Here is a 23,753-nt window from a genome sequence, read left to right on the forward strand (position 1 = left end):
GCCAAGGCGTGTATATGTCCGTGTTTTGTAACACCAAAATGGATTTCTTCCGCCAAGGCATGACCGGGCGTCACAGTGTGGGGGCCCAGCCAAACCGGCCGGGCATCCGGTTTCCGGCACTCGTAGGTGGGTGCCGTTTGCAGGGGGGTTTTCGTGCTCCTTACCGCTTCACGCATCGCCGCCGCGCTCCTGGGCTCGGCCGCGCTCACTGCCACCGTGGCCCTTCCGGCGGCAGCGGCAGGCCACGGCCACGGCCACGGCCACGGCCACGGCTCTCCGTCCCACCGCTCGGCGGTGGTGCTCGGCGCGATCCAGTACGACAGCCCCGGGCGGGACGACCGTTCCAACCGGAGCCTGAACGCCGAGTACGTCACGGTGAAGAACACCGGCCACAGGGCGGTCAACCTCCGCGGCTGGGCCCTCTCCGACCGCAGCGGGCGCACTTACCGCTTCGGCAACTTCCGCCTGGCCGGCCACTCCCAGGTTCGCGTCCACACCGGTGTAGGCCACGACAACCGCTGGGACGTCTACCAGGACCGCCGCGCCTACGTCTGGGACAACGACCGTGACACCGCCACCCTGCGCAACGATCACCGCAGGATCGTCGACTCCGAAAGCTGGGGACGTCACGGCCACCCCGGTCACGGGGGCCATCACGGCCGTTGATCTTCCCTGAATCACGGGTGAGACCTGGCCGTTAGCACCGGCCACACGTGCGCCGCAGGGTCCGGAACCTGCGGCGCATCGCTATGTCCCGCCCCCCCAGCTGACCCTGACAGCCCTTCGGGCAGGGCAGGGCAGGTCCGCCCGACGCTCCGTCCTGTGGATCCCACAGGACGGTCGACTCTGGGAGGCGGGCCGGAAGCCCAGATCGACGTCGAGACCTATGCCAACGACCGTAAAACCGTCGAAGAGTTCGAGGCCACCGCGGCCCCCTACGAGGAGGCCGCCGAGTTCCGGCGGATGTGCGGACGTCCCGACTACTTTCTCCGCTTCGCCGTCGCCGTCGCCGTGGCCGATCACGCCGCCTACGAGACGTTCCTCATGCCGCCCCGGCCACCTCGGCATCACCCAGCTCACCCGCACCTCCGGCCGACCACGTCCTGAAGTGGCCGGCTCCACCGCGGCTGACCGTGGTCAATACATGTGCCATACGCCACGGACCTTGGTGAAGTCGCCCGCCCTCAGCGCAGGGACGGCAGCGACTGCACCCACGCCTGGACGTGCGCGTGGGCACTCTCCGGGTCACGCCCTGCCGGGACGAGTTGAACGGTCTGCTCTCCGTAGGGCAAGCCCGCTAGCAGCAGCTCAGCAGAGCCTCCCTGCCCACCTGGCCTTCTGGTCGAAGCAATGGTGATCGGCCGGCTCTCCTACCGGTCGCGGTCCAGTGCCGGTCAACGGAGCCCCTGGTACGTCGGGAGCATGAGGTCCAAACGGGCAGCGTATTGCGGACGGTTGAGCTCCTGATAGGCGCGTGCCCACAACGGGTGCAGTTCCACGAACCGCTCATAGTCATCATGGAAGGCATCTGTCAGACCCGACAGAGCGGTTGCCGGAAAGCCCGCGTCCAACATCTCGGCGGCGTCGGCAAGGATTTCCTCGACTTGATCCGAGAAGAAGAAATTGTCGGCAAATGCGTGGGAGGGCGCCAGAACTCCGATGCCGTACGCACCCGGTTCATGACGCCAGCCGTCCGGGACGGCGAGGTCCAGGGGCACCAAGACATCAAAACCGTCACTGGTGATGCCGAACTCAGGAGTGGGATGAAGATCGAGCTCGGTCGCAAGGCGGACGATCAGGGCGCGGTCGGCGTCATCGAGGTTCTGCTTGCGCAGGCCGAGCGAGAGCATGAACTCCAGACCGGCCCGGGTATCCCGGCCGATGATGCGCGCTCCGGGTTCCTGAGCGAAAACGGCGACCGGATGATCGGTTGCGCCCAGTTCCGGTGCCGGGACCACCCACCCGACCTGGGTGCCGTTACCCAGGTGGCCAAACGGCACCAACTCGGGCGTGGCGAACGGCGGAGCGGAACGCGGGAAGCGTGGCGAAGGGCCCGGATAGCAGTACTCCCGGCCGTCGGGCGCCGAGGGAACCGCCTCGAGATCAAACATGAAGTCGTAATAGGTCTCCAGAAGGCCCTCGTCGTATTCGTCGTCCTCGGTGAACGCATGCTCCCAAGCAATGTCGATCAGCTTGGCGAGGGCAGGCGGCGTGGGGAACGAGAACAGGTCATCGTCCCAGTGCGGACGTGAAGTCATGCTGATCAGTATCACGAACGACGCCGCATCGTACGTGCGTTCCAGGGCATCGCATGGAAAACCTGGTCCACGGTGAACAGAAACAGCGGCGCCCCGCAGCCGGGACGAAACCCGCGGATTCTTTGGGCCGCTACCGCCGCAGAGATCCGAGTTCGCAGACCCACCGGACAGCCCTTAGCGCGCTGGCCAGGAACGTTCACCGGGTCGAGTGATACGCCGGTCGATGTGCGCGGCACCGGGGGCTTTCGGCCTCACTCTCGATGGCAACATGATCGCTGCTGGGTGAGGTCATGGATGGCAGGGCCAGTCAGAGCACGACGGTTGGCTGATGAAGAGGGACAGAAGCTGCAGCAGATGGTGCGGCGGGGTGGATACGAGTCGGTGCGGGTCCGCCGGGCATTGATCATCATGGCGTCGGTGTCGGGTACCACCGTGACGGCGATCGCCCGGTTGGTGGCTGCGCACGATGACACTGTCCGGAACGTGATCCATGCGTTCAGCACGAAGGGCCTGGCCGCACTGGACCCCAACGGGCGGGAGGCCGTCCCCGCCTGATCAGCGATGACGAGCGCAAGTTCATCGTCGCGACGGCCAGAACCCGCCCGGCCGAACCGGGACGCCCTTCACGCACTGGAGCGTCCGTAAACTCGCCGACTACCTTGCACACAACCGGGGGGCGACGGTCGTCTGTGGGGTGTGTCCCGCCGCCGCAAGGGCGGTGACCACAGCCTGACGGCGCTGAAGTCGATCCAGGCCGCCCGCCCCGACGGGGCCCCCATTTACGTGATCCTGGAGAACTTGCGGCGAACAAGACCCCGGCTATCCGGACCTCGAGGTGCACCGCCAGCTCGACACAACGAGTCTGCAGGTATCCGTCGAGCAACATCTCCTCTCCCTGCCGGTGAAGGACGGCCACCCGCCGATCGGCCGACTCCATGCCCAGCCGCTGGGACAGTCGCACCCACGCTGCCCGGGCCTGCTCAGCCACAACAGCGGGGCCGGCTGCGGCAGTTTCCTCGCTGCGGGCACGCACCCCGACGTTCAGCGCGGAGTCCGGCAACGACGTATCTGCGAGCCGCGCGTAATACCGAACCGGTGACACCGGTTCTGCGACGACGACCCGCCCGCCTCGGCCGCCTGGAGAGCTCGCCTGCGTGAGGCGTGTGGTGGCACGGGAGCGGGCGGGCGCAATCGGCTTGCATCGAAGCTCACCAGGTTCCCCCGGGGGGACCACATGCCCGTATCAGGCCGCGGCCTCTTGGTGGGTTTGGTGGGTCCGGGCGGTGGCCAGGTCCGCCGCCCGCCGGACCGAGTCGGCGGAGGCGGCCAGCAGCGGCAGCCGGACGGCCGGGCTGGGGATGCGGCCCTGGGCGTGCAACACCCCTTTGATCACGGTCGGGTTCGGCTCGGCGAAGAGCGCGGCGGACAGCCGGGCCAGCGCGGCTCCCAGCCTGCGGGCCGGTTCGGCAGCGTCGCGCTGCCACAGCGAGATCAGCTCGGCGAAGTCAGCGGTGCGGACGTTGGCCGACGCCAGGATGCCGCCGTGGGCGCCCGCCGCGAGCAGCGGCGAGATGACGGCGTCATCGCCGCCGAGCACCGCGAAGCCTGGTTCCGACGAGCCGAGCAGCTCCATCGCGGCTGCGTCGATCGCGCCGGTCGCGTACTTGACTCCGACGACTTCCGGTAGGTGCCCGAGCGCGTTCAGGGTGCTGGTGCTGAGGGGCTGACCGGTGCGGTACGGGATGTCGTAGACGACCAGCGGTAGGCCCCCGCGCTCGGCGAGTGCCGTGAAGTGCGCCAGCGTTCCCGCCTCACCGGGCCGGGTGTAGGGCGGCGCGGGAACCAGCGCCGCGGTGACGTCACCGCTCTGAGCGAGCTCCCGCAGTGTCATGAGGGCGGCGGCGGTGTCGTTGGTGCCGACGCCGACGATCAGAGGAGCTCCGTGTGCCCGGCAGGCGGCCGAGCAGATGCGGACCACGGCCCGCTTCTCCTCGGTGGTCAGCGTGGCTGCCTCCGCGGTGGTGCCCAGGGCAACGAGTCCGCGAGCGCCGGCCGACAGCGCCTCGTTGGCGAGGCAGGCGAGCGCGTCCGGGGCGAGGTGCAGGTCATCGGTGAATGGAGTCACCAAGGGGACAAACAGGCCGGTGAGGTTCGCTTCGGGCTTCATACGCTCAGCCTGACCGACACAAACCAGTAGATCCAGTTCACGTTTCTTCAGTTCTGCATAAGATTACCTTATGCTTGATGTCCGACGTCTCCACCTGCTGCGCGAACTGGACCGACGCGGCACCATCGCGGCCGTGGCCGAGGCGCTGACCTTCACCGCCTCGGCCGTCTCCCAGCAGCTGAGCGTGCTTGAGCGCGAGGCCGGCGTACCCCTGCTGGAACGCAGTGGCAGACGGGTGGTGCTCACACCTGCGGGCCGCACCCTCGTCAGCCATGCCGACGCCGTTCTCGAACGCCTCGAACTGGCGGTCTCCGAGCTGGCCGGGGCACGCGAGGGCATCGGCGGGCCGCTGCGGATCGGGACGTTTCCCTCCGGCGGCCCCGCGATCGTGCCCGCCATGCTGGCCGAACTGGCCCGGCGGCATCCCGCGCTGGAACCGATGGTGCAGGAGATCGACTCGGCGCGAGTCTCCGACGGACTGCGCGCCGGCGAACTCGACGTGGCCCTCGTCCACGACTACGACTTCGTTCCCGCGTCACCGGACACCACGGTCGATCAGGTGCCCCTGTTGGAGGAGCCGATGTACCTGGCCACGGGCAGCGCTCCCGCTACCGGTTCTGCCGTCCGCGGCGACACGCTGGCGGAGCTGCTCGGACCGTGGGCCGCGTCCCCATGGATCACGGCCCGGGACGGTACGACGGGTCACGCGATGGCCGTACGCGCCTGTCAGGCGGCCGGTTTCCAGCCGCGCATCCGCCATCAGGTCAACGACTTCCGTACGGTCCTGGCACTGGCCGCGATCGGGCAAGGTGCGGGATTCGTACCGGAGATGGCCACCGCACACGCCCCCGAGGGCGTGGTCCTGACCCGGCTGCCCCTCTTCCGTCGCTCGAAGGTCGCCTTCCGCGCGGGCGGCGGCACGCACCCCGCGATCGCAGCACTCGTGGCGGCTGCGCGAACAGCGGTGGGCGCCACGGGCGGTGCCTCCTAGTGCGCTGGCCACGATCCTTCGCGCGGTGGGGCCACCTCGCTGAGGAATACTCCGGAGAACGCCGACGGGTCCAGCAATGCGGCTTCCCGTGCGGCGACGGCGCCCGAGGAATGCCCCACGAGTGGCACAGGGGGCTCCAGGAGACCCGCGACGGCGACGATGTCGGCTGCCTCGATGGTCATCGAGTGAGGTGGTGCGATGTCTGCTTCGGGAACATGGATCCGTCGTCGGATCCTGGCAACACGGAAGTCATCAGACAGGTGCCGACATCCCGTGCTGCCGACAGCAGGCGGCCGTCTCGGCTGAGAGCCACCCGTCCGGAGCCTCAGAAGCGAACAGCAATCCGATGAACCTTTCCCGTCACCGCACTAGCCGTGTCGTCCCGACAGCACCATCGCCACCGCCACCAGCGCGAGCAGCCCGACGTACGCCCGGGCGTAGACCCGGTCCGGGATCCGGGGCGGCCGTCGCCGCAGCACGGCGATGACCGGCAAGCCCCCCGCGAGCAGCGCCGCGGCGGCGCCGGTATCCACGAGACCCACCAGGTGCACCTGCGCGTCACCGGCGGTCGGGAGCGCGGCGCCCGCCAGGGAGACCACGGTGGCCGGGAGCGCTATGGCCAGGGTCAGGGGGTTGGCCAGCGCGGTCGCCACCCGCATCGTGTGCCCGGCCCGCCGCACCGCAGGCACCGTCATGACGCTGCCGCCCACGCCGAGGAAGGCCGCGAGCGCACCGATGGGCGCGCCGAGCGAGGCCGACAGCGGCCGCGGCGCGGCGACGGTCGCCTCGTCGCGGGTGCGCGGGCGCAGAAAGCCCGGGCGCAGGAGCAGGTCGACGATGGTGAGTGCCACGTATCCGACGAACGCCCAGCGCACCAGTGCGGCCGGGGCGAGACGGGTGGCAAGCGCGCCCATCGTCGCGCCGGCCGCCAGCAGCACGAGCAGCCGGGCACTGCCGCGGAGGGCGGCCAGCGTCCGCCGTGGCGTGACGGCCGTAGCGAACCCCGCGTTCACCACCATCACCAGGGCCGAGGTGGCGGTGGCCACCCGCATCGCGTCCGCGCCGAGCGCTGCGTCCGCCCACACCACCACAGGGACGGCGACGAACCCGCCGCCGAACCCGAACAACACGGTCGTCACCCCGGTGAGGAGGCCGATCCCCAGCAATGCCACAACGTCCACGGGACCACCCCACCACCTTCCACCCCCTTCCGACATGCGAAGGTCGGCACGGATTCATCGCGTCTCGGCCAGTACGGTGACCGGATGAAGAACGTCCCCTTGGACACCGTCGACCACACCGACCGGGCAGTCCTGCCGATCGGCACCGACTATCCGCCCGGCCATCTCCTGGACTGGCACCAGCACCGACGCGCGCAGTTCCTCTACGGTGCCATCGGCGTCATGGTCGTCGACACCGATGAGGGCGCCTGGACCGTTCCGCCCGAGCGTGCCGTGCTGATTCCGGCCGCCACCCAGCACCGGGTCCGGATGTTGGGGGTGAGCACCCGGAGCCTGTACATCGAGCCGGATGCGGTCCCGTGGTGGCCCGCCACCTGCACTGTCGTGGACGTGCCTCCGCTGCTGCGCGAACTGCTCCTGAGCGCCGTGGAGTTCGACGCCGACTACTCCCTGTCCGGACGGGAGGGGTGCATCGCGACGCTCCTCCTGCACGAGATCGCCGCGCGCACCCCCCTCCCGTTCCACGTCGCGATCCCTTCCTCCGGCGACTTCGCGGCGCTCTGTCGCGCGTACCTGGCCGCCCCGGACGTCGGCGTCACCAACGCGGAATGGGCCGACCGGACGGCCATGAGCGAACGGGCCTTCACCCGCCGATTCCGCTCGGAGACCGGTGAGAGCCCCGCCGTCTGGCGAGCCCGCGCTCGCCTCCTCGCGGCCGTTCCCCTGCTGCGCACCGCGTCCGTCAGCCAGGTTGCCGGCCGCCTGGGCTACGCCTCTCCCGCCGCGTTCACCGCCGCCTTCACCCGCGCCTTCGGCCTGCCGCCGTCCCGCTTCACCACGACCCACCCCAACGGCGATCCCGGCCGCACCCGCCGTCCCCTGCCCGTTCCCTAGGTGGTGTCCGCAAAGTCCCGTCGTCCGCCCGGAGGGCGGGGCTCGCGGCGTCTGGTGCGTGCGATCGCAAGGCGGAGGGTCGTCCTCGTAGTGGGCTACGTGGACGATCCTGACAACGCAGCGAGCGTGCGTGCCAGGCGCCGCGAGCCAGGCGGGACTTTGCGGACACCACCTAGAGGCTGAAGCGGATGTCCAGCTCCTTCAGGGCCGCCTGCGCGGGCTCGATGGTGTCCGGGTCCCCATTGATCCCCGCCACGCAGATGCGGGAACCGGCAGGGGCTCCGGCGACCATCTGCTGGAGCAGGCCCGGCGCTCCTGTGCACTCGAATCCGACAGTGGGGCGCAGCGGCAGCTGACCGAACACTTCACCTCCCCGATGTCCCGGCGGTGGCCGCTGCGGCTGTCTATCCGCGGTCCGGGTTTGGCGTGGCAGTGCTGTCCGGGGTCGTTTCGGCTTTTGTGTAGAGGATGTCGCGGGCCTGTTCTGCGGCGCGGGCCAGGCTTTCGCTGACGAAGTCGAGGAAGCGGGCGACGTTCTCCAGGCGGACGGCGGCCGGAGTGCCGGGGCCGAGGATGCCGACGCCCTGCCGTGAGACCTCGACCTGCTGGGTGAGGGCGCGGACGCTGGCGACCATCGACTGGTACCAGAGGTTCTCGTCGATGACGTAGCGCTCCCGGCGGCCTTCGTCGCGCTCCCTGCGGACGAGTGCCTGGCTCTCCAGGAAGGTGATCGATTTGGAGATGGACGCCGGGCTGACCTGGAGGCGCTGGACGAGTTCGGCGGCGGTCATGCTGCCGGAATCGGTGGTGAGGAGGCAGACCATCACCCGCGCCATCATCTTGTTGGACAGGCCCGATTGCATCATGACGGTGGTGAACTGCTCTTCGTACTCGGCCACGGCTTCGGGGTCGCGTCCGTGCGGCAGGGCGGCCGGCTCCGCTCCCCGGGACGAGGCGGGCTTACGCCGGTGGGCGCGGCGCTCGGTGGCGCGGTGGGCAAGGTCTGCGCGGTAGCCGGTGGGGCCGCCGTTGCGCATCACCTCACGCGTGATCGTCGAGGTCGGACGCTCCAGGCGTCGGGCGATCTCGGCGTAGGGGAGGTTGTCGGCCAGCCCCAGCGCGATCTGCTGACGGTCCTTCTGGGTGAGCCTGCCTCCCGGCATCGCGTCCTCCTTTGTGTTGTCCGATGCCTCCAGAATAGCGTTCACACTCAATTCATTGCAACATTCGATGAGCTTTAGTTGCATTACGCTCAGGGCTATCGCAACGATTACTGGGCTTCTACCTGCATCTATGTAGTTTTTACGCAACGAGTCTGTTGCCAGCTTCTTGAACGCAACGTAGCTTTTCCAATGTCAGAAACGACAAGCCGCAAGGAGAGCACGATGCAGAAGTTCGACACCTCCGCCCCGATCGCCGCCGTCCTGAACATCCCCGCCGGACGCGTCCAGATCATCGCCGCCGACCGCGCCGACACCACCGTCGAGGTCCGGCCCACGAACGCCTCGAAGAGCCGCGACGTGAAGGCGGCGGAGCAGACCACGGTCGAGTACGCCGACGGAGTCCTGCGGATCGAGGTCCCGGTGAAGAACCAGTACCTCGGCGCCTCCGGATCCATCGAGGCGACCGTCCAACTGCCCGCCGGCTCCCGCGTCGAGGCGAAGGCAACGAGCACCGAATTCCGGGCCGTCGGCCGCCTCGGCGACGTGGTCTTCGACGGGGCGTACCGCCAGATCAAGATCGATGAGGCCGCGAGCGTCCGCCTCACCGCGACCGACGGCGACGTCGAGGTCGGCCGGCTGGGCGGACCTGCGGAGATCAGCACCGCGAGGGGTGACATCCGGATCGCCGAGGCCGTGCGCGGCAAGGTCGTGCTGAGCACCCAGCAGGGCGACATCTCGGTCACCGCCGCCACCGGCGTCTCGGCCTCCCTGGACGCCGGCACCTCCTACGGCCGCATCAGCAACGACCTCAAGAACGACGGCACCGCCGAGCTCGACATCCACGCGACCACCTCCCAGGGCGACATCACCGCCCGCAGCCTCTGACCCGCAGCTTCCAGAAGGAGCACCCCTCATGACCAGCTTGGCCATCGCGGCGCACGGGCTGCGCAAGTCGTACGGCGACAAGGTCGTGCTCGACGGCATCGACCTGGCGGTGCCGACCGGAACGATCTTCTCCCTGCTCGGCCCGAACGGCGCCGGAAAGACCACCGCCGTCAAGATCCTCTCCACCCTCATCGGCGCCGACGGCGGCGACCTGCACGTCGCCGGCCACGACCTCGCCGCCGACCCGCAGGCCGTGCGGGCCGCGATCGGCGTCACCGGGCAGTTCTCCGCGGTCGACGGGCTGATCACCGGGGAGGAGAACATGCTCCTCATGGCGGACCTGCACCGTCTGTCCAAGCGCGAGGGACGGCGGGTCAGCGCCGAACTGCTCCAGCGATTCGACCTGGTGGAGGCGGCGAAGAAGCCCGCCGCCAGCTACTCCGGCGGCATGAAGCGTCGCCTGGACATCGCCATGACCCTGGTCGGCAGCCCGCGGATCATCTTCCTCGACGAGCCGACCACCGGCCTCGACCCGCGCTCCCGGCACTCCATGTGGGGCATCATCCGCGAGCTGGTCTCCGACGGCGTCACCGTCTTCCTCACCACCCAGTACCTCGAAGAGGCCGACGAACTCGCCGACCGCATCGCGGTACTGAACGACGGCAGGATCGCCGCCGAGGGAAGCGCCGACGAGCTGAAGCGGCTGATCCCCGGCGGGCATGTGCGGCTTCGCTTCGCCGACCCGTCCGCCTACCGGTCCGCCACCGTCGCCCTGCGCGAGGTGACCCGGGACGACGAGGCGCTGTCGCTGCAGATCCCCAGCGACGGCAGCCAGCGCGAACTGCGTGCCCTCCTCGACCGGTTGGACTCGGCCGGCATCGAGGCCGACGAGCTGACCGTGCACACCCCCGACCTCGACGACGTGTTCTTCGCCCTGACCGGCTCCACCGTGCCCGCCCAGAACAACCAGCCCAAGGAGGCTGTCCGATGAGCGCCCTCTCCCTTGCCGTCCGCGACTCGTCCACGATGCTGCGCCGCAACCTCCTGCACGCCCGCCGCTACCCGTCGCTGACCCTGAACCTGCTGCTCACGCCGGTCATGCTGCTGCTGCTCTTCGTCTACATCTTCGGCGACACGATGAGCGCAGGCATCGCCGGCGGCGGCGCCGACCGATCCGACTACATCGCCTACGTCGTGCCCGGCATCCTGCTGATGACCATCGGTTCCACCGTCATCGGGGCCGCGGTGTCCGTCGCCACCGACATGTCCGAGGGCATCATCGCCCGCTTCCGCACCATGGCCATCCACCGCGGGTCCGTGCTCGTCGGACACGTCGTCGGCAGCGTGCTGCAGTCCGTCGCCAGCGTGGTCCTCGTCGGCGCCGTCGCCGTGGCCATCGGCTTCCGCTCCACGGACGCCACCGCCCTGGAGTGGCTCGCGGCGTTCGGCCTGCTGGTGCTCTTCGCCCTGGCCCTCACCTGGATCGCGGTCGGCATGGGCATGGCCAGCCCGAACGCCGAAGCCGCCAGCAACAGCGCGATGCCACTGATCCTCCTGCCCCTGATCTCCAGCGCCTTCACCCCGATCAACGCGATGCCGGGCTGGTTCCGGCCCATCGCCGAGTACCAGCCCTTCACCCCGGCCATCGAGACCCTGCGAGGTCTCCTGCTCGGCACCGAGATCGGCCACAACGGGTGGCTCGCCCTCGCCTGGTGCCTGGTGCTTGCGGCAGTCGGATACCGCTGGTCGACCGCCTCGTTCAACCGCGACCCGAAGTAACTGGCATGAACACGCGGGCCACTCCCGCACCTCGTCCCACCCGGGGCGGCGTCCACCGACACCACGTCGCGGACGCCGCCCCGTCGGCGTTCCCGCCATCGGGGACTTCGTGACTGGTGGCCGATGACTGAGGGACGAGGGCCGAGGGACGAGGGCCGAGGGGATACGCGCCGCATCGGCCATGACCGATCTGACCGCCGCAGGCTGAGCACGCCGCCGAGGTGTGTGGTCAGGTGCGGCGCAGCCGGCGCCGCGAGGTGGCGCGAGGTAACGGGCGGGATCCCCAGTCATTGCCCGAACCCGGCCTTGAGGTGGCGAAAGGCCCGGCGAGAAAAATTCTCGCCGGGCCTCGGTACGTCCCGGTCGGTGCGTTGGTGCCACCTCGATCGATCCACCCCTCACACGGCACGGCACGGCACGGACGGCGCAGCAGCCCTCCCCATTGGGCTGCTGCGCCGCTCGGTCCCACCTCTGCCTACGCCTTTGCGCACTGCCTGACGCCTTGCGGCCCCCCCCGTACAGGGCCGCAAAGCATCCGGACGCCGATCAAGAGCACCTGACGCGGATGTGCGCAGAGAGCGATGAGCCATGAGGTGATCAGGTTCTGCCGCCCGATGGCCGAGATCTCCAGCCGTAACGGGCTGCGTTGTTCGCTCACCGGTGCACCACCGGTTGACCTCGCTCTGCCCCCTGCCCGGACTCGTACCAGGCAATCGGCGACTCGTAGGGAGGGCCGTAGGTGCCGTGGGTTTCGAGTTCATCTGTATCTGGGCTGGCCGCACTGTCTGCACTGTCCGCGCTGTCAGAAAGTGCCCGGTACAGCGACTCCCCATCGTGTTCGCTGCCCAGGACTGGAGGAATGAGCTGGTCCCCCTCTCGGAGGTAGGCCAGCATCCTCTCCTGGGGAGAGGCGTGACGGTCGTTCATAGATGCTCCAAACACTGTCGGATAGCGGTGTAGCCACCGCGCTGAAGACACGGCCCGTCGTGTTGTGGCTTCATGTCCTCAGCTCGGGTTCCATCCGCTCGACACGCCTGCGCCACGGCCGGGGCGCGGCGGCCGCCAACAGACAGCCGCCGGGAGCCCGGTCTCGGTCTACACAGGTTCCGCTTCCTCCTCGCCCTGCTGGAGCTTGGCCTTCGCCTCGGCCTCGGCCAGTTCCCTACTCACCGTTGCCGAGGAGATCTCCAGCAGCTCGGCGATCTCGGTACCCTTCAGCCGCCACACGTGCTTGAGCTCCCAGACGGCGGCCTGACGGTCGTTGGCGATCGCGGCCTTCACCGACTCCAGCAACTCCAGGTACGCGAGCCCGGCAGTCGGATCCATGCCCAACGGGCGTGAGTCTTCCGGCAGATCGCCATACGGCCTTTCCAGGCAGGCATGCTTGCGCCGGTAATGGCTGTAGATCCTGTTGCGGGCCACCACCGTCGCGAAGACGATGACCGGCTTCTCGAACTTCGTGCCCTTACGGAACTCTTGGAAGACCGCGAGACACACCTCCTGGGTGATGTCCTGCGCCAAGTGATAGTCATGGGTGATCCGAGTGACTGAAGCGATCAACCGCGGCTCGATGGTCCGCAGCGCCTCCTTCAGTTCCTCTTCCCTGTCTTTCGACAGCCGAGGGGGCGGATCCACGGAGCAGTTCCCCCCTGAGCGCTGTCCCATGTCGTCCCTTTCCTCATACCGGGCACCAACCCCGGGCTCACCTACAGGACGCGGCCGCCGACGTGGTTTTTTCATCGACCGGGCATGAAAATCTCCGCGCTCCACACGGGCCCTGGAGGCATGGACCTTCGTACTGCCTTCGCCCTCGTACTGGGCGGACTTGCCCTCTACATCGCCTACTACAACCCGGAGCTGGGGGCCGCGATCGGCATCGGCGCCGTGGTGGTCACCCTTTTCCTGATGCTCTTGAAGAAATGAACTCCCGATAAGGGGCAGGCGAGACGGCCATCGAGGAGGGCCGCCGCGCGGGTCGGGTGGGGTCAGCGCGCTCGCCGCCATGCGCTGTTGGCGTACGCCGGGCGGCGGGCGGCGGTCCACTGGGCGGCGCCGACTGGCGCGGAGCGTAAGCGAGAACGTGCTGCATTCCCGCCGAGCTTGAGTCCCGGCGTCGCGACGTCGGACGCGAAGTGGTCAGCTGCCGTAAGACTGCGGTTGTTCGTGCCAAGAAGGACGGACGCTGCGTTCTACGGTCGGTGACATTGTGTTTACGGAGCTGCGAGACTTGTCCTTTCGGCCGTCGGGGCCCCGGGCGGCGCAGAGCTGAGGAGTCGGAGTGGTCACACAGGACCGTGCCCTGCCAGGGATTCCCGCACCCGCTGACGTGTGGATGCTGGTACGGCAGCATCCGGCCGTGCTGCGCCGGTCCACCCGGGAGTTGGCCGCAGCCCTTGCCGACGCCCATGGCCCCCGATTCGCGGTCTGGCACACCGACGAGCTCCTCTTCGGTGTCCAAGGAGGACGGCTGGTGCTGCGCACCTTGGGCGGAGTGGAGCTGCCTGCCCCTGAAGTGGTGTGTGTGCGCCAGGTGCCTGGCCCCATGCGCGACGACCGCGAGGTGACGTTGCTGCGGCACTTGGAGCGCATGGGCAGCAGCCTCATCAACACAGTCGATGCCCAGCTCAAGTCCCGTAACAAAATCTGGCAGCTGCAGGAACTCGCCCTGGCTGGGCTTCCGGTGCCCGATACCCTCTCCTACGCCACCGCCCCCTTGGAAGGCGTCGTCCGCAGCCTCCACCAGGACATGCCCTGTGTGGTGAAGTCCGTCACCGGTGCCAAGGGCGGGCAGGTCTTCCTCGCCCGCGACCCGGGCCTGCTGCACGACGTGGCGGGCAGTCTCACGCAGGACGCGCCGTTTCTCTTCCAGGAGCATGTTGCCCATTCGCACGGTCGTGCCCTGCGTGTGGTCGTGATCGACGGCGAACCGGTGGGCGCAGTGCTGCACACCTCCCGCAACGGCGCTTTCGCCGCCAACATCGCCAAAGGCGGCTGCGCCACCCTGTGTACGGGCCGCTATCCACAGGCAGAAGACCTGGCGGCGCGCGCGGCCCGAGTCCTGGGGCTGGACATCGCAGGGGTGGATCTGCTGTTCACCCCCCAGGACACCTACACCCTCTGCGAGGTGAACGCCGTCCCGGGCTGGCGCCCGGAAATGACCGCGGTCGCCCCTGCCATCACAGCCTGCATCGCCCGTCGCCTGTCCGCCCGCGCGGCACTGCCACCAACCGTGGAGTCGCCCGGCGGACGCTTTGCGCAAGGTGGAATCTCAAGCTGATGCTTGTTCTCGATCCCTCAAAGCTGTGATGCAACCCCTGTGCGCGAGCTGCGGGCAGCGAGCGCCGAGGGCCGGGCGGCGTCTACGCACCTCAGCGACAAGGTGGTAGCCCGGTCGCGGGTCCTGGCCGGCGAAGGAGAACTCGCGTCCGGCCGGACGCGCCGGCAAACCGGAGCCGGTGGCGGTCGACCCGGCCCGGTCCGCGGCCCGGAATTGAGGTTGCCGGTCAGATCACTCCGTTACGGGCAGGCACTCGGCGAGCAGGTCGACGACGTCGTGCCAGGCTCGCTGCGCGTGCCGTGGGTGGTAGCCGACGCCGGGGCGCACGGTCTGGTCGACCGGCGGGTGGTGGAAGGCGTGCAAGGCGCCGCCGTAGACCACGAGGCGCCAGTCGACGCCCGCGGCCTGCATCTCGGCGGCGAACGCGTCCCGTTGCGCGGGCGGCATGATGGGGTCTTCCGATCCGACCCCGGTCCACACCGGACAGCGAATGCGCGCCGCCTCGCCCGGTCGGCCTGTGGTCAGTGCGTTGACCGTCCCGATCGCGCGCAGGTCGACGCCGTCGCGCCCGAGTTCCAGCAAGATTGCGCCCCCGGTGCCGTAGCCGATGCCGGCGATCCGGTCGGGGTCGGTCCGCGGTTCGGCGCGCAATACGTCGAGCGCCGCGTGGCCGATGCCCCGCATCCGGTCGGGGTCGGCGAGCAGCGGCATGCAGCGCGCCATCATCTCCTCGGGGTCGGTGAACCAGCGCCCGCCGTGGATGTCGAAGGCCAGCGCCACGTACCCCAGCTCGGCCAGGGCGTCGGCCCGGCGGCGCTGGAAGTCGTTCAGCCCCGTCCCCTCGGGCCCGACCAGGACCGCGGGCCGGCGGCCGACACCGGCCGGGAGCGCGAGGTGCCCGATCATGGTCAATCCGTCGGCCGGGTACTCGACCGTGCGTGTTGTCATCGTTGTCATGGGACTTGACCGTAGTGATCGTCGAGCCCGGTCGGACTGGTTTTTCACCGCTGGCAGAACAGCGCGGGTGTGCCTCCGAAATGCGGCCCGACCGACCAGAGGCTCGGAAGCTGAAGTTGTGGTGCCCCGGTCGCCCCTCAGGCCGCTCGGCGAAGGCTGCGCCGTATCCCTCGGCGAGGAGTACGACCACCCGGCCGGTGGGTGGACGACCGCCCACACAAGAGGCGTCGGTGGTGAGTTCTCTGCGAACGAGCAGATCTGGACTGCCTTCTCCTGTCAGGGGTGATAGCGTCCGTGGTATTTCAAACAATCTTTCGACTCGCTTCGGAGGAAAGCCCGTGAGTGACGCTTACTCTCCCGTTCCGGAACTCAACAGGCTCAAGGAGTTCGACGAGCGATGCGGACGCGAGTTCTATGCCAACGGGTTCGAGCTCGTAGAGTTCGGCAGATCCTGCGGCGCCGAGACGTACTCGGACGAGCAAGAGTTCATCGTCAGCTTCTTGTGCTTCGCCCGCGCCAACCGTTCTGGTTCGGACTATGCGCTCTGGCGCATCGACGATCGCGAGGACTTGGCCACCTTGCCTGTGGTGGTCTTCGGAGACGAGGGCGGAATCTGTGCCGTCGCCCGCAACCTCAGGGATCTGTTTCGGCAACTCGGATGTGACTGGTGGCAGTGGGCATCCTGGGACGGAGCTCCGTTCGTAGAGCCCGACATCGGCGACAAGCCCAGTCCACGCCATGGGGATTATCTCGCATGGCTGAGTGAGAACTTCGGTCTTGTTCCACCGGACAATCCCAATGAGCTCCGGTATGCCGCAGTGGCCGAGTTCGGTGCTCAGTTGGAAAGCTGGGTGGATCGTTTTTACCAGGACGAGGACGAGGACGAGGACGAGGACGAGGACGGGTTGTAACCCGCGGAGCCCCGCATACAGCGCAGTCCATTTTGCGGTCATGCGGCGGTACCCGGTCAGCGATGCGACCGCCGCCTGAAGAGCCGGCTTGGACCGATGTGTGTCCCACGTCCGGCGGTGCCGCTGACGGTGGCCCCGGCCGCGCTCATGGAGCCATGTCGTCGCGGACGGCGAGTCCCTGGTCTTATTGTGCGGGCCCGAAGACGGGTGGCATCTGGTCGTCCCCGGCGGGGCCGGCGTCGCCTTCCTTCCAATGAGGGTCATAGGCGCAGGGCACGGTGGCGTTCCCGATGAAGTACTCCCGGTCCGGGAACCAGGTGAAGGACATCCGCTCGGCCCCGTCGTCCCGCTGGACGAACAGGTCCCAGTTGTCCTTGGCGCCATCACGGTAGGACGTGACCTCCCAGCCGTTGTCCTTGAGGTGCTGGTGCAGTCGTCGGAGACCGGGGACGGCTCGGCTCGCGGGCACGTGGTCCAGCGCCCATCTGTGGCTCATCCGATAGGCGCCGTCGATGGTCTTGTCCTCCAGCCCCAGCAGGCCCCCGTCGTAGCAGAAGCTCGAGCCGTATGTGTTCTCCGTGCTGACGCCGATGTTCTCGACTCCTGGTTTCACCGTGCGCTTCAACCCCACGATGTCGTACGCCTCCTGGGATTGCCGGAAGGCGCGGCTCGCCATGTCCTCGGGCGCGATGCGGGGAATGTCCGTCGACCCCCATGCGAGCTTGACGACCACAATGAGTACGACGACGAGCGCGGCGCAGCCGCATCCGAGTCTCCCCAGGACGGAAGAGAGGGATCTGGACCCCGTCGTGGGGGTGGTGGCAGCTGCGGTCTCCTCGGGCATAGAGGGACGGTATGTCGGCGGGGGAGCGCGGCGGATGGGTGCGGCTACCCGGCAAGGAGTGGGTACGCGTACTCAATTGTGCACACCTGGATCGAACTGCGTCTGTTCTTCGTCCCTGTCTCTGTCCCCGTTCCCGTCCCCGTCCCCGTCGCCGTCGCGGCGCTGCCTCCCCCCTGCCAGGCGGCCTTGAAGCCAGCGCGAGGGGCAGCAGACGAGGCAGGGGATAGCGGACTCAGGCAGAAACGTGGCGCCGAACGCGGCGGCCACCGTGCAAAGCCGTCCGGAGCAGCTCACGTACCCAAGAGCAGCTCGGCCGCCCTGGTGCGCCGGTAGAGGACCGTGCGGCCGGTGCGGTGGCGGGCGAGGAGGCCGGCCTCGCGCAGGGCGGTCAGGTGGTGGGAGACATTGGGGGCCGACAGGCCGGTGCGTTCCGCGAGTTCGGTGGTCGAGGCGGGGGAGTCCAGCTCGGCCAGCAGCCGCGCGCGGGTGCGGCCGATGACCCGGGCGAGGCCGTCCGGGACCGCGGCGCCGGCGCTCTCCCAGAGCGTCGCCACGCCGCGCGGCGGGTAGACCAGGCCGGGTTGCCACGGCGGGTTGATCTGCGAGAACACCCCGGGCCAGGCGAACGTCGTGGGCACCAGGACGAGGCCGCGCTCGCCCTCCAGCCGGCGGTGGCCGTCGATGAGACGGTGGCCGATGCGCAGGGTGTCGCGCTGCCAACTCACCTGCGGGTGCAGATCGGCGAAAAGCGCGGCCGGGCCGCCGGTCGCCATCTTCCGGGCTTGCCGCAGGATCTCGCCCTCGGCCAGCCGCTGGATGCGCGGCCAGTGCGGGGCGATCGCGGCGTCCCAGTACGCCCGTATCTCCGCCGCCAGCCGGGCCATGCCGGCCTCCGGGTCGGCCTCCAGCGCGGCCACCAGCGGCGGCAGTTCACCGTCGATCCGGGCGAGGTCGCGGCGGACCGCGCCCGGATCGGTTGCGGCGAGGCCGGCCAGCTCCTGCTCGATGGTGCGCGTGGAGTCGTCCGGGACGGGGGTGAGGAAGTCCGCCACGTACACCGTGGGGAGCCGGACCAGCTGGGAAAGCAGCTCCCAGCCGACGCCGGACAGGCGTTGCCGGGCCTGCCGCACCCATGGCAGGTGGACTCCGTGTCGGCCCGGGTCCTTGAGCACCTCGACGCTGGTGGTGACTTCGCAGAGCGGCGAGCAGGCGAACCTCGTCCGGGCCAGGTCCTGCGCCGAGAACTCCCAGGTGTGCACGGTGACCCCCTTCGAGGATTCGATCAGGATGGAATCTATGGGCAGGGGAGCTCAGCCCGGACAGCCTCGGTCCATGACCGCTGTCACGCCCACCCCGCTCCGGGACCGCCTCGGCCTCCCGGATACCACCGGCCGCTCCCGCCTGGTCGGCGCTCACCTGATCGACAGCCTCGGCACGGGGCTGATCCTGGCCTTCACCGTCGTCTATTTCGCGCGCTCCACCACCCTCACCGTCGCCGCGATCGGCGCCGCCATCTCGGCCGCCCGGCTGCTCGCCCTGCCCACTTCGATCGCCGTCGGCCCGCTGATCGACCGGTACGGCCCCCGGGCGGTGGCCGCCTGTGGCAATGCGCTCTCTGCGCTCGCGTACGGAGGGTTTCTGCTCGCCGGGCAGGCCTGGCAGGTCGTGCTGGTGTGCCTGCTCGCCCAGATCGGGCATGTCGCTTACTGGACCTCCAGCACCGGCCTGGTGGTGCTCGCCTCCGTCGACGGCGAGCGGACCCGCTGGTTCGCACTGGTGCAGACGCTGCGCAACACCGGGATCGGCCTGGGTGGGGCGCTCGGCGCCGTGCTGGTGGCCGGCGGGGGGACGGGCGAGCTGCGGGCCCTTGTGGTGCTCAACGCGGCCAGCTACGCCGTCGCGGCCGGTCTGCTGGCTTCCTGGCGCCCGGCTCCGGCCCCCGCAACGGCAGCGCGCGACGGCAGGGAACCCGGCGGCTACCGTGCCGTCCTGCGCGACCGGCGCTATGTGCTGCTGGCCGTCGTCCACCTCGCCTTCGTCTTCGGCTCGATGATCATGAGCATGCTGCTCGCCGTCTACCTCACCGAGGGCCTGCACCGCGAGGCCTGGGTGGCCGGCACCCTGCTCGTCCTGAACGGCGTCCAAGTGGTGCTCACCCAGAGCGCCGTCGCCCGCCGACTGGAGCGGTTCCGCCCGACCCGGGTGGCCGCGGCCGGAGCGCTGCTCAACGCGCTCGCCTTCGGCCTGTTCGCTCTGCTGGCCGCCGCCCCCGGCTGGGCCGTCCTGGCCGGCCTGTACGCGGCGATGGTCCTCTACAACCTCGCCGAGACCGTCGCCACCCCCTTCGTCGAGGAGCTCAGCGTCTCGCTCGCCGCCCCCGAGCGGCGCGGCCGCTACCTCGCCGTGTACCAGCTCTCCTGGAACGTGGGCCAGGCGGTCGCCCCCGCACTGCTCACCCTGCTGCTCGGCCGGGGCGCCGCCTGGCCCTGGCTGTTCCTGCTGCTCCTCAGTCTGGCCGCAGTGCCCGGACTGCTGCGTCTGGAACGCATGATCCCGACCCCCTGATCCGAGGGGGCGCGGAGCCTGGTCTGCCGGGATGCCGGTGGGCGTTGTTGTGCGCGCTGCCCGCCGACCAGCGCGAACGCGACCTCCAGGATCACGACGTGGCCCGCCTGTTCCCGCTCTGCACGTGAGTGGGAACAGGCGGCGACAGCCATCCCCGTGGTCGCACGGCGGAGTTCCTGGTCGCTGTCGCTGTCGCTGTCGCTGTCGCTGTCGCTGTCGCTGTCGCTGTCGCTGTCGCTGTCACTGGCGATGGGTTCGCCATTCGGGGGCGAGGATCGCCCAGATCTGCTTGTCATGGCGGGCGCCCCCGTACGGCCAGGCCTCGCGCCGCACGCCCTCGAGCGTCATACCTAGCCGCTTGGCCACCGCGGAGCTTCGCTCGTTGTCGGCTCGGCAGTTCCACTCGGCGCGGTGCAGCCCCCGGGTGGTGAACGCCCAGTCCAGCAAAGCGCGACACGCCTGGGTGACCAGGCCCCGGCCCTCGGCGGCCGGCTCCAGCCAGCAGCCGATCTCGCATGATCCCAAGGCAGTGCTGAATTCCGTGAACATCACGCCGCCGACCAGCGTGCCGTCGAGCCAGATGCCGTAGAGCCGGGCGCCGTCTGCCGCCTGGCGCTCGGCGTACCGGCGCAGTGTGCCCCGGGCCCCGTCGAGGTCGTCGGTGACAAAGCCCGCCCCGACCCACGGCCGGATGTGCTCGCGAGCCCGGTCCAGGTGGGCAGCGAACTCCTCGGCATGCTCTGTCTCGAGCGGCCGGAGTCCGGCGTTGTCCCGCAGCGGGAGGGAGAACATGATGACCCCATTCACATAACAAGCGTTACGATTATGTACGGTAGCAGCATGCCACGTACCAAGGGCGACCATGAGGCCCGCCGCCGCGACGTATCCGAGGCGGTCTGGCGAGTGCTGGCTGCGCACGGCTTCGGCGGACTGACCCTGCGCGCCGTCGCCACCGAGCTCGACGCGACCACCGGCCTGCTGACCCACTACTTCCCCACCAAACGCGACCTGGTCGCGCACGCCCTCGACCTGCTCGAACGGCGGAGCGCCTCCCGCCCCCGACGCACCGCCGGGGAAGGCCTGTCCGCCGTGAGGGCCGCCGTCCTCGACGTCCTGCCGCTGACTACCGAGGCCGCCGACGCGAACCGGATCTGGGTGTCCTCCTGGGACGCCGCGCTCGCCGACCCCGAGCTGAGCGGCGATCACGCCCGCAGGTACGGGCAGAGCCGCAACAAGCTGCGCGACCTGGTCGCCGCAGCCCAACAACTCGGCGAACTGCCCACCGGAGACCCGGCGCGCATCGCGGCCGGCGCCCAGTCCTTCATGCTCGGCCTGGTGGTACAGGCCCTGTTCGACCCCTCGGCGTTCCCACCCCATCGCCAGGTCGAACTCCTCGATGACTACCTGGCCGCGCTGGCCTCCCCGCCCTCATCCAGTGGCGATCGGGCGGTGCCCTCCTGACCTTGTCGTTCAAAGCCAAAGCCAAAGCCAAAGCCGATGCCAATGCCGATGCCGCTGGCTCTGATCAGCCGACGAGGCGCCCGCGCAGCTTCGCCAGCGTCGCCGCATCGAGCCCCAGGCCAGCCGTCAGGAACTTGCCGAATGATCCGTAGTCGGCCGTGGCCTCGTCGACGAATGCCGCCAGGTACTCCCTGCGCACCTCCTGAAGCGGGATCAACAGATCCGGATTCTCCATGTACCCCGCGGCCTTGACCTGGTCCCTCAGCGCCTTGTCCACTCCGGCGCGCAGCGCGTTCGACAGCAGATAGTCGCCTTGTGCCGTGGACTCCGGCACTCCGACCGCCCGCAGCACGGAGAACGCAAGGACGCCGGTCCGATCTTTCCCCGACGAGCAGTGAAACAGCACCGGTTTCGACGACGACGCGATCCGCTTCACCGCCGCACCCAGCGCCGCGCGGTTGGCGGAGTTCGTCACGAACCCCCGGTACAGGGACTCCATCCGTTCCTCAGCCTTGCCGCCGCCAAGCTGCTGTTCCTGGTAGACGGGATCCTTGGAGCGCACCACCTGACCCATGAACGCGAACAGGCTCGTGTCATCCACCGCCAGCGGAACCGACGTGACGCCGGCGGGAAGCTGGTCCGCGCCGTCGGCTTGGACTTCCGGTCCCGTTCGTAGGTCGATGGCTTCATCCAGCCCCAAACCGGCCAGCGCCGCGACCCCATCCGCCGTCAACTTCGAGAGCGACTCCGTCCGATACGCGACGCCCCATCGGGTCGACTTCCCGTCGTAGGTGGCGTATCCGCCGATGTCCCGAGCGTTCACGAGCCCCGGCACCGCCAGGACCCGACCGGCGCGCGGATGCGCTCCAGCAATCGCCGAAGGTGCCCCATGCCCCTCTGCAGCAGCGGGCGCGACCGGCGCGAGAACAGCCAGCGTCACGGCCGCCGCGACGACCGCTCTGGTATGCAGCTTCATCCGATGGTCCCTCTCCTTCGACGGCGAGGGCCGGAACGTAGCGTCCCGAACCCAAGGAAGGAAGACACACGCGTGAACCGCAGGAGGACGCCCGCGTTGGCCGCGATCAGGTGGGCCGTGGTGCCCCCGGCCTCGGAGCACCACTGGAGGCCGGGGGCATGTTAAACCGTCACGTCAGCTGTGCAGCGTGACGGGGAGGGTGGCCAGTCGGCTTCCTTGTAGACCGCCGATGGTGGTCTGCCGGAGCTCGGTGAAGGGGACGGTGAGGCGGGCGTCGGGAAAGTCGGTTCGCAGCACCGTGGTCGCCGCTCTCAGTTCGAGCTGTGCGAGTTGGGCGCCGACGCAGAAGTGCGGGCCGGCGCCGAAGGCCAGGTCCGGTCCGGGTGAGCGGGCGGGGTCGGTGTTGATTCCCTGGATGTCGACGAGCACGGGCGCCCGGGCGGGAAGCCGTATTCCGGCGAGTTCGATCTCGGTGGTGGTGAACCGCCAGAGGGTGAACGGGGCGGGCGGGTGCTGCCTGAGCGTCTCGCGGACCAGTTCGTCGATACCCCCTTGGCCCACACCTCCTTCGTCCACTGAGTTTTGGTGCAGCCCGCCCGCGAGTGCGCGCGCCATCAGAGTGCCGAGGGCGGCGTCGGTGGTGAGCTGTCCGGCGAAGATCAGCGCGAACAGGTGGTACTGCAGCTGCTCTTGGGTGGTGTGTGCGGGGACTCGGTCACGCAGCTCGGCGGCGAGTCCCTGGCCGTTGTCGAGCCCGGAAGCGGCGAGTTCGGTGAGTGCAGCGATCGCGCTGCCCTGTGCGCCGGGCTGGTTGCTGAGCATCCGTCTGCAGGCGTCGGCGGCTTGATCGACGTAATCGAGGGGGATACCGAGCAGGTCGAGCAGGACGGTGAGCGGATAGCGGGTGGTGAAGCCGGCCATCAGGTCGATCTCCGTGCGGTCGGCGGCGAGCTCAGTGAGTAACTTCCGGGCAATCGCGTGGATCCGGTCGGACTGCTCGCGGATCCGTTGGGCGTTGAGGAGCGGAGCGTGGGCGCGTCGCAGGTCGGCGTGGTCGGGGCCGTCGAGGGTGGTGAGGGATGGCTGCTCGGCGGCGGTCTGCTCAAGTCCGGCGGTGCGACGATCCCAGCCGGGAGGTGCGAACGCCGGGTCCTTGGCGATCCGGGGGTCGTTGAGCACCTCGCGTGCCGTGGTGCTGTCGGTCACGATCCATGCCCGTCCTCCGGCCGGGGCGTCCACTTGGACGATGGGGCCGGCGGCGCGCAAGGCGGCGTGGACCGGATCGGGTTCGGTGAGGCCGCGGAGGGTTGCGGCGAACGGGTCGACGCCGTCCAGGTAGGGCGCGTTCAGCATCTGTGGGGCTCCATGAGTAGGGGAGGGGAATGGGGGCGAGCGATTGCGGTCCGGTGCGTGCCGCAACCCCTTTATGCCTCCACGTTAGAGC

The 23,753-nt window shown here is 69.2% G+C and carries 24 protein-coding genes and 1 pseudogene; 13 read left to right on the forward strand and 12 right to left on the reverse strand.

The annotated features are described in order from the left end of the window. Positions 1-153: 153 nt before the first annotated feature. On the forward strand, positions 154-666 hold the full coding sequence (locus ACIGWZ_RS03750) for a lamin tail domain-containing protein (protein WP_400060430.1): 513 nt from the start codon (positions 154-156) through the stop codon (positions 664-666). Between the two features lie 156 nt (positions 667-822). Next, positions 823-1,107, forward strand: coding sequence for a hypothetical protein (locus ACIGWZ_RS03755; protein ID WP_400060432.1), 285 nt, complete (start codon positions 823-825; stop codon positions 1,105-1,107). A gap of 287 nt (positions 1,108-1,394) precedes the next feature. Here the strand turns inward: ACIGWZ_RS03755 and ACIGWZ_RS03760 are convergent, their stop codons facing one another. Next, complete coding sequence (locus ACIGWZ_RS03760) at positions 1,395-2,258, reverse strand: hypothetical protein (RefSeq protein WP_400060434.1); 864 nt, start codon at positions 2,256-2,258, stop codon at positions 1,395-1,397. A gap of 294 nt (positions 2,259-2,552) precedes the next feature. Here ACIGWZ_RS03760 and ACIGWZ_RS03765 point away from each other — a divergent pair. Beyond that, positions 2,553-3,059, forward strand: a pseudogene (locus tag ACIGWZ_RS03765) (transposase); the annotation flags it as partial. A 442-nt stretch (positions 3,060-3,501) separates the two neighbouring features. Here the strand turns inward: ACIGWZ_RS03765 and dapA are convergent. Beyond that, entirely contained in the window at positions 3,502-4,425 is a 924-nt protein-coding gene (gene dapA / locus ACIGWZ_RS03770; RefSeq protein WP_400060436.1) for a 4-hydroxy-tetrahydrodipicolinate synthase, read from the reverse strand. A 70-nt stretch (positions 4,426-4,495) separates the two neighbouring features. Between dapA and ACIGWZ_RS03775 the strand changes: the two genes are divergently transcribed. Further along, the gene (locus tag ACIGWZ_RS03775; RefSeq protein ID WP_400060438.1) at positions 4,496-5,416 is read left to right on the forward strand and encodes a LysR family transcriptional regulator; all 921 of its coding nucleotides are present in this window, start codon (positions 4,496-4,498) and stop codon (positions 5,414-5,416) included. 368 nt (positions 5,417-5,784) lie between these two features. On the opposite strand, the gene ACIGWZ_RS03780 is transcribed toward ACIGWZ_RS03775, so the two are convergent. Beyond that, positions 5,785-6,597: a sulfite exporter TauE/SafE family protein gene (locus ACIGWZ_RS03780; protein WP_400060440.1), complete on the reverse strand. Its 813-nt coding sequence runs from the start codon at positions 6,595-6,597 to the stop codon at positions 5,785-5,787. Between the two features lie 84 nt (positions 6,598-6,681). Between ACIGWZ_RS03780 and ACIGWZ_RS03785 the strand changes: the two genes are divergently transcribed. Next, the gene (locus tag ACIGWZ_RS03785; RefSeq protein ID WP_400060442.1) at positions 6,682-7,491 is read left to right on the forward strand and encodes an AraC family transcriptional regulator; all 810 of its coding nucleotides are present in this window, start codon (positions 6,682-6,684) and stop codon (positions 7,489-7,491) included. A 172-nt stretch (positions 7,492-7,663) separates the two neighbouring features. Here ACIGWZ_RS03785 and ACIGWZ_RS03790 read toward each other — a convergent pair whose 3' ends face one another. Together ACIGWZ_RS03790 and ACIGWZ_RS03795 are read right to left on the reverse strand one after the other, a co-directional pair. Further along, the gene (locus ACIGWZ_RS03790) at positions 7,664-7,855 is read right to left on the reverse strand and encodes a hypothetical protein (RefSeq protein WP_400060444.1); all 192 of its coding nucleotides are present in this window, start codon (positions 7,853-7,855) and stop codon (positions 7,664-7,666) included. Between the two features lie 40 nt (positions 7,856-7,895). Beyond that, positions 7,896-8,654, reverse strand: coding sequence for a helix-turn-helix domain-containing protein (locus tag ACIGWZ_RS03795; protein ID WP_400060446.1), 759 nt, complete (start codon positions 8,652-8,654; stop codon positions 7,896-7,898). Between the two features lie 222 nt (positions 8,655-8,876). Between ACIGWZ_RS03795 and ACIGWZ_RS03800 the strand changes: the two genes are divergently transcribed. The 3 genes from ACIGWZ_RS03800 to ACIGWZ_RS03810 are packed head-to-tail and all read left to right on the forward strand — an operon-like array spanning position 8,877 to position 11,318. Then, positions 8,877-9,539 carry a DUF4097 family beta strand repeat-containing protein gene (locus tag ACIGWZ_RS03800; RefSeq protein ID WP_400060448.1) on the forward strand — a complete coding sequence of 221 codons (663 nt, stop codon included), beginning with the start codon at positions 8,877-8,879 and terminating at the stop codon, positions 9,537-9,539. Positions 9,540-9,567: 28 nt separating this feature from the next. After that, on the forward strand, positions 9,568-10,530 hold the full coding sequence (locus tag ACIGWZ_RS03805; protein ID WP_400060449.1) for an ATP-binding cassette domain-containing protein: 963 nt from the start codon (positions 9,568-9,570) through the stop codon (positions 10,528-10,530). Then, positions 10,527-11,318: an ABC transporter permease gene (locus ACIGWZ_RS03810; RefSeq protein ID WP_400060451.1), complete on the forward strand. Its 792-nt coding sequence runs from the start codon at positions 10,527-10,529 to the stop codon at positions 11,316-11,318. Before ACIGWZ_RS03805 ends, ACIGWZ_RS03810 begins: the two co-directional genes overlap by 4 nt. 1,095 nt (positions 11,319-12,413) lie before the next feature. On the opposite strand, the gene ACIGWZ_RS03815 is transcribed toward ACIGWZ_RS03810, so the two are convergent. Next, the gene (locus tag ACIGWZ_RS03815; protein WP_400060453.1) at positions 12,414-12,953 is read right to left on the reverse strand and encodes an RNA polymerase sigma factor; all 540 of its coding nucleotides are present in this window, start codon (positions 12,951-12,953) and stop codon (positions 12,414-12,416) included. Positions 12,954-13,103: 150 nt separating this feature from the next. On the opposite strand from ACIGWZ_RS03815, the gene ACIGWZ_RS03820 reads away from it, so the two are divergent. Next, positions 13,104-13,241: a hypothetical protein gene (locus tag ACIGWZ_RS03820; RefSeq protein ID WP_400060455.1), complete on the forward strand. Its 138-nt coding sequence runs from the start codon at positions 13,104-13,106 to the stop codon at positions 13,239-13,241. A 355-nt stretch (positions 13,242-13,596) separates the two neighbouring features. Further along, positions 13,597-14,595, forward strand: coding sequence for a RimK family alpha-L-glutamate ligase (locus ACIGWZ_RS03825; protein WP_400060457.1), 999 nt, complete (start codon positions 13,597-13,599; stop codon positions 14,593-14,595). A gap of 231 nt (positions 14,596-14,826) precedes the next feature. On the opposite strand, the gene ACIGWZ_RS03830 is transcribed toward ACIGWZ_RS03825, so the two are convergent. Next, positions 14,827-15,552, reverse strand: a complete 726-nt coding sequence (locus tag ACIGWZ_RS03830) for a dienelactone hydrolase family protein (protein ID WP_400060459.1) — start codon at positions 15,550-15,552, stop codon at positions 14,827-14,829. A 338-nt stretch (positions 15,553-15,890) separates the two neighbouring features. Between ACIGWZ_RS03830 and ACIGWZ_RS03835 the strand changes: the two genes are divergently transcribed. Further along, entirely contained in the window at positions 15,891-16,463 is a 573-nt protein-coding gene (locus ACIGWZ_RS03835) for a hypothetical protein (RefSeq protein ID WP_400060462.1), read from the forward strand. Between the two features lie 184 nt (positions 16,464-16,647). Here ACIGWZ_RS03835 and ACIGWZ_RS03840 read toward each other — a convergent pair whose 3' ends face one another. Beyond that, the gene (locus tag ACIGWZ_RS03840) at positions 16,648-17,307 is read right to left on the reverse strand and encodes a hypothetical protein (protein WP_400060464.1); all 660 of its coding nucleotides are present in this window, start codon (positions 17,305-17,307) and stop codon (positions 16,648-16,650) included. A gap of 290 nt (positions 17,308-17,597) precedes the next feature. Further along, positions 17,598-18,566, reverse strand: a complete 969-nt coding sequence (locus ACIGWZ_RS03845) for a DUF5937 family protein (RefSeq protein ID WP_400060465.1) — start codon at positions 18,564-18,566, stop codon at positions 17,598-17,600. Positions 18,567-18,639: 73 nt separating this feature from the next. Here ACIGWZ_RS03845 and ACIGWZ_RS03850 point away from each other — a divergent pair, with 73 nt between their 5' ends. Next, positions 18,640-19,872 (forward strand): MFS transporter, encoded by a 1,233-nt coding sequence (locus ACIGWZ_RS03850; protein ID WP_400060466.1) that lies wholly within the window; start codon positions 18,640-18,642, stop codon positions 19,870-19,872. A gap of 240 nt (positions 19,873-20,112) precedes the next feature. Here the strand turns inward: ACIGWZ_RS03850 and ACIGWZ_RS03855 are convergent, their stop codons facing one another. After that, positions 20,113-20,664 carry a GNAT family N-acetyltransferase gene (locus ACIGWZ_RS03855; RefSeq protein WP_400060811.1) on the reverse strand — a complete coding sequence of 184 codons (552 nt, stop codon included), beginning with the start codon at positions 20,662-20,664 and terminating at the stop codon, positions 20,113-20,115. Positions 20,665-20,712: 48 nt separating this feature from the next. Here ACIGWZ_RS03855 and ACIGWZ_RS03860 point away from each other — a divergent pair, with 48 nt between their 5' ends. Next, on the forward strand, positions 20,713-21,333 hold the full coding sequence (locus ACIGWZ_RS03860; RefSeq protein ID WP_400060468.1) for a TetR/AcrR family transcriptional regulator: 621 nt from the start codon (positions 20,713-20,715) through the stop codon (positions 21,331-21,333). Positions 21,334-21,397: 64 nt separating this feature from the next. On the opposite strand, the gene ACIGWZ_RS03865 is transcribed toward ACIGWZ_RS03860, so the two are convergent. Continuing rightward, positions 21,398-22,309 carry a tyrosine-protein phosphatase gene (locus ACIGWZ_RS03865; RefSeq protein WP_400060470.1) on the reverse strand — a complete coding sequence of 304 codons (912 nt, stop codon included), beginning with the start codon at positions 22,307-22,309 and terminating at the stop codon, positions 21,398-21,400. Between the two features lie 174 nt (positions 22,310-22,483). Then, a complete protein-coding gene (locus ACIGWZ_RS03870; protein WP_400060472.1) occupies positions 22,484-23,662 on the reverse strand; it encodes a cytochrome P450 in 1,179 nt (392 codons plus the stop codon). Between the last annotated feature and the right edge of the window lie 91 nt (positions 23,663-23,753).

It is taken from the genome of Streptomyces sp. NPDC053427, assembly GCF_044544985.1.
Taxonomy (GTDB): Bacteria; Actinomycetota; Actinomycetes; order Streptomycetales; family Streptomycetaceae; genus Streptomyces.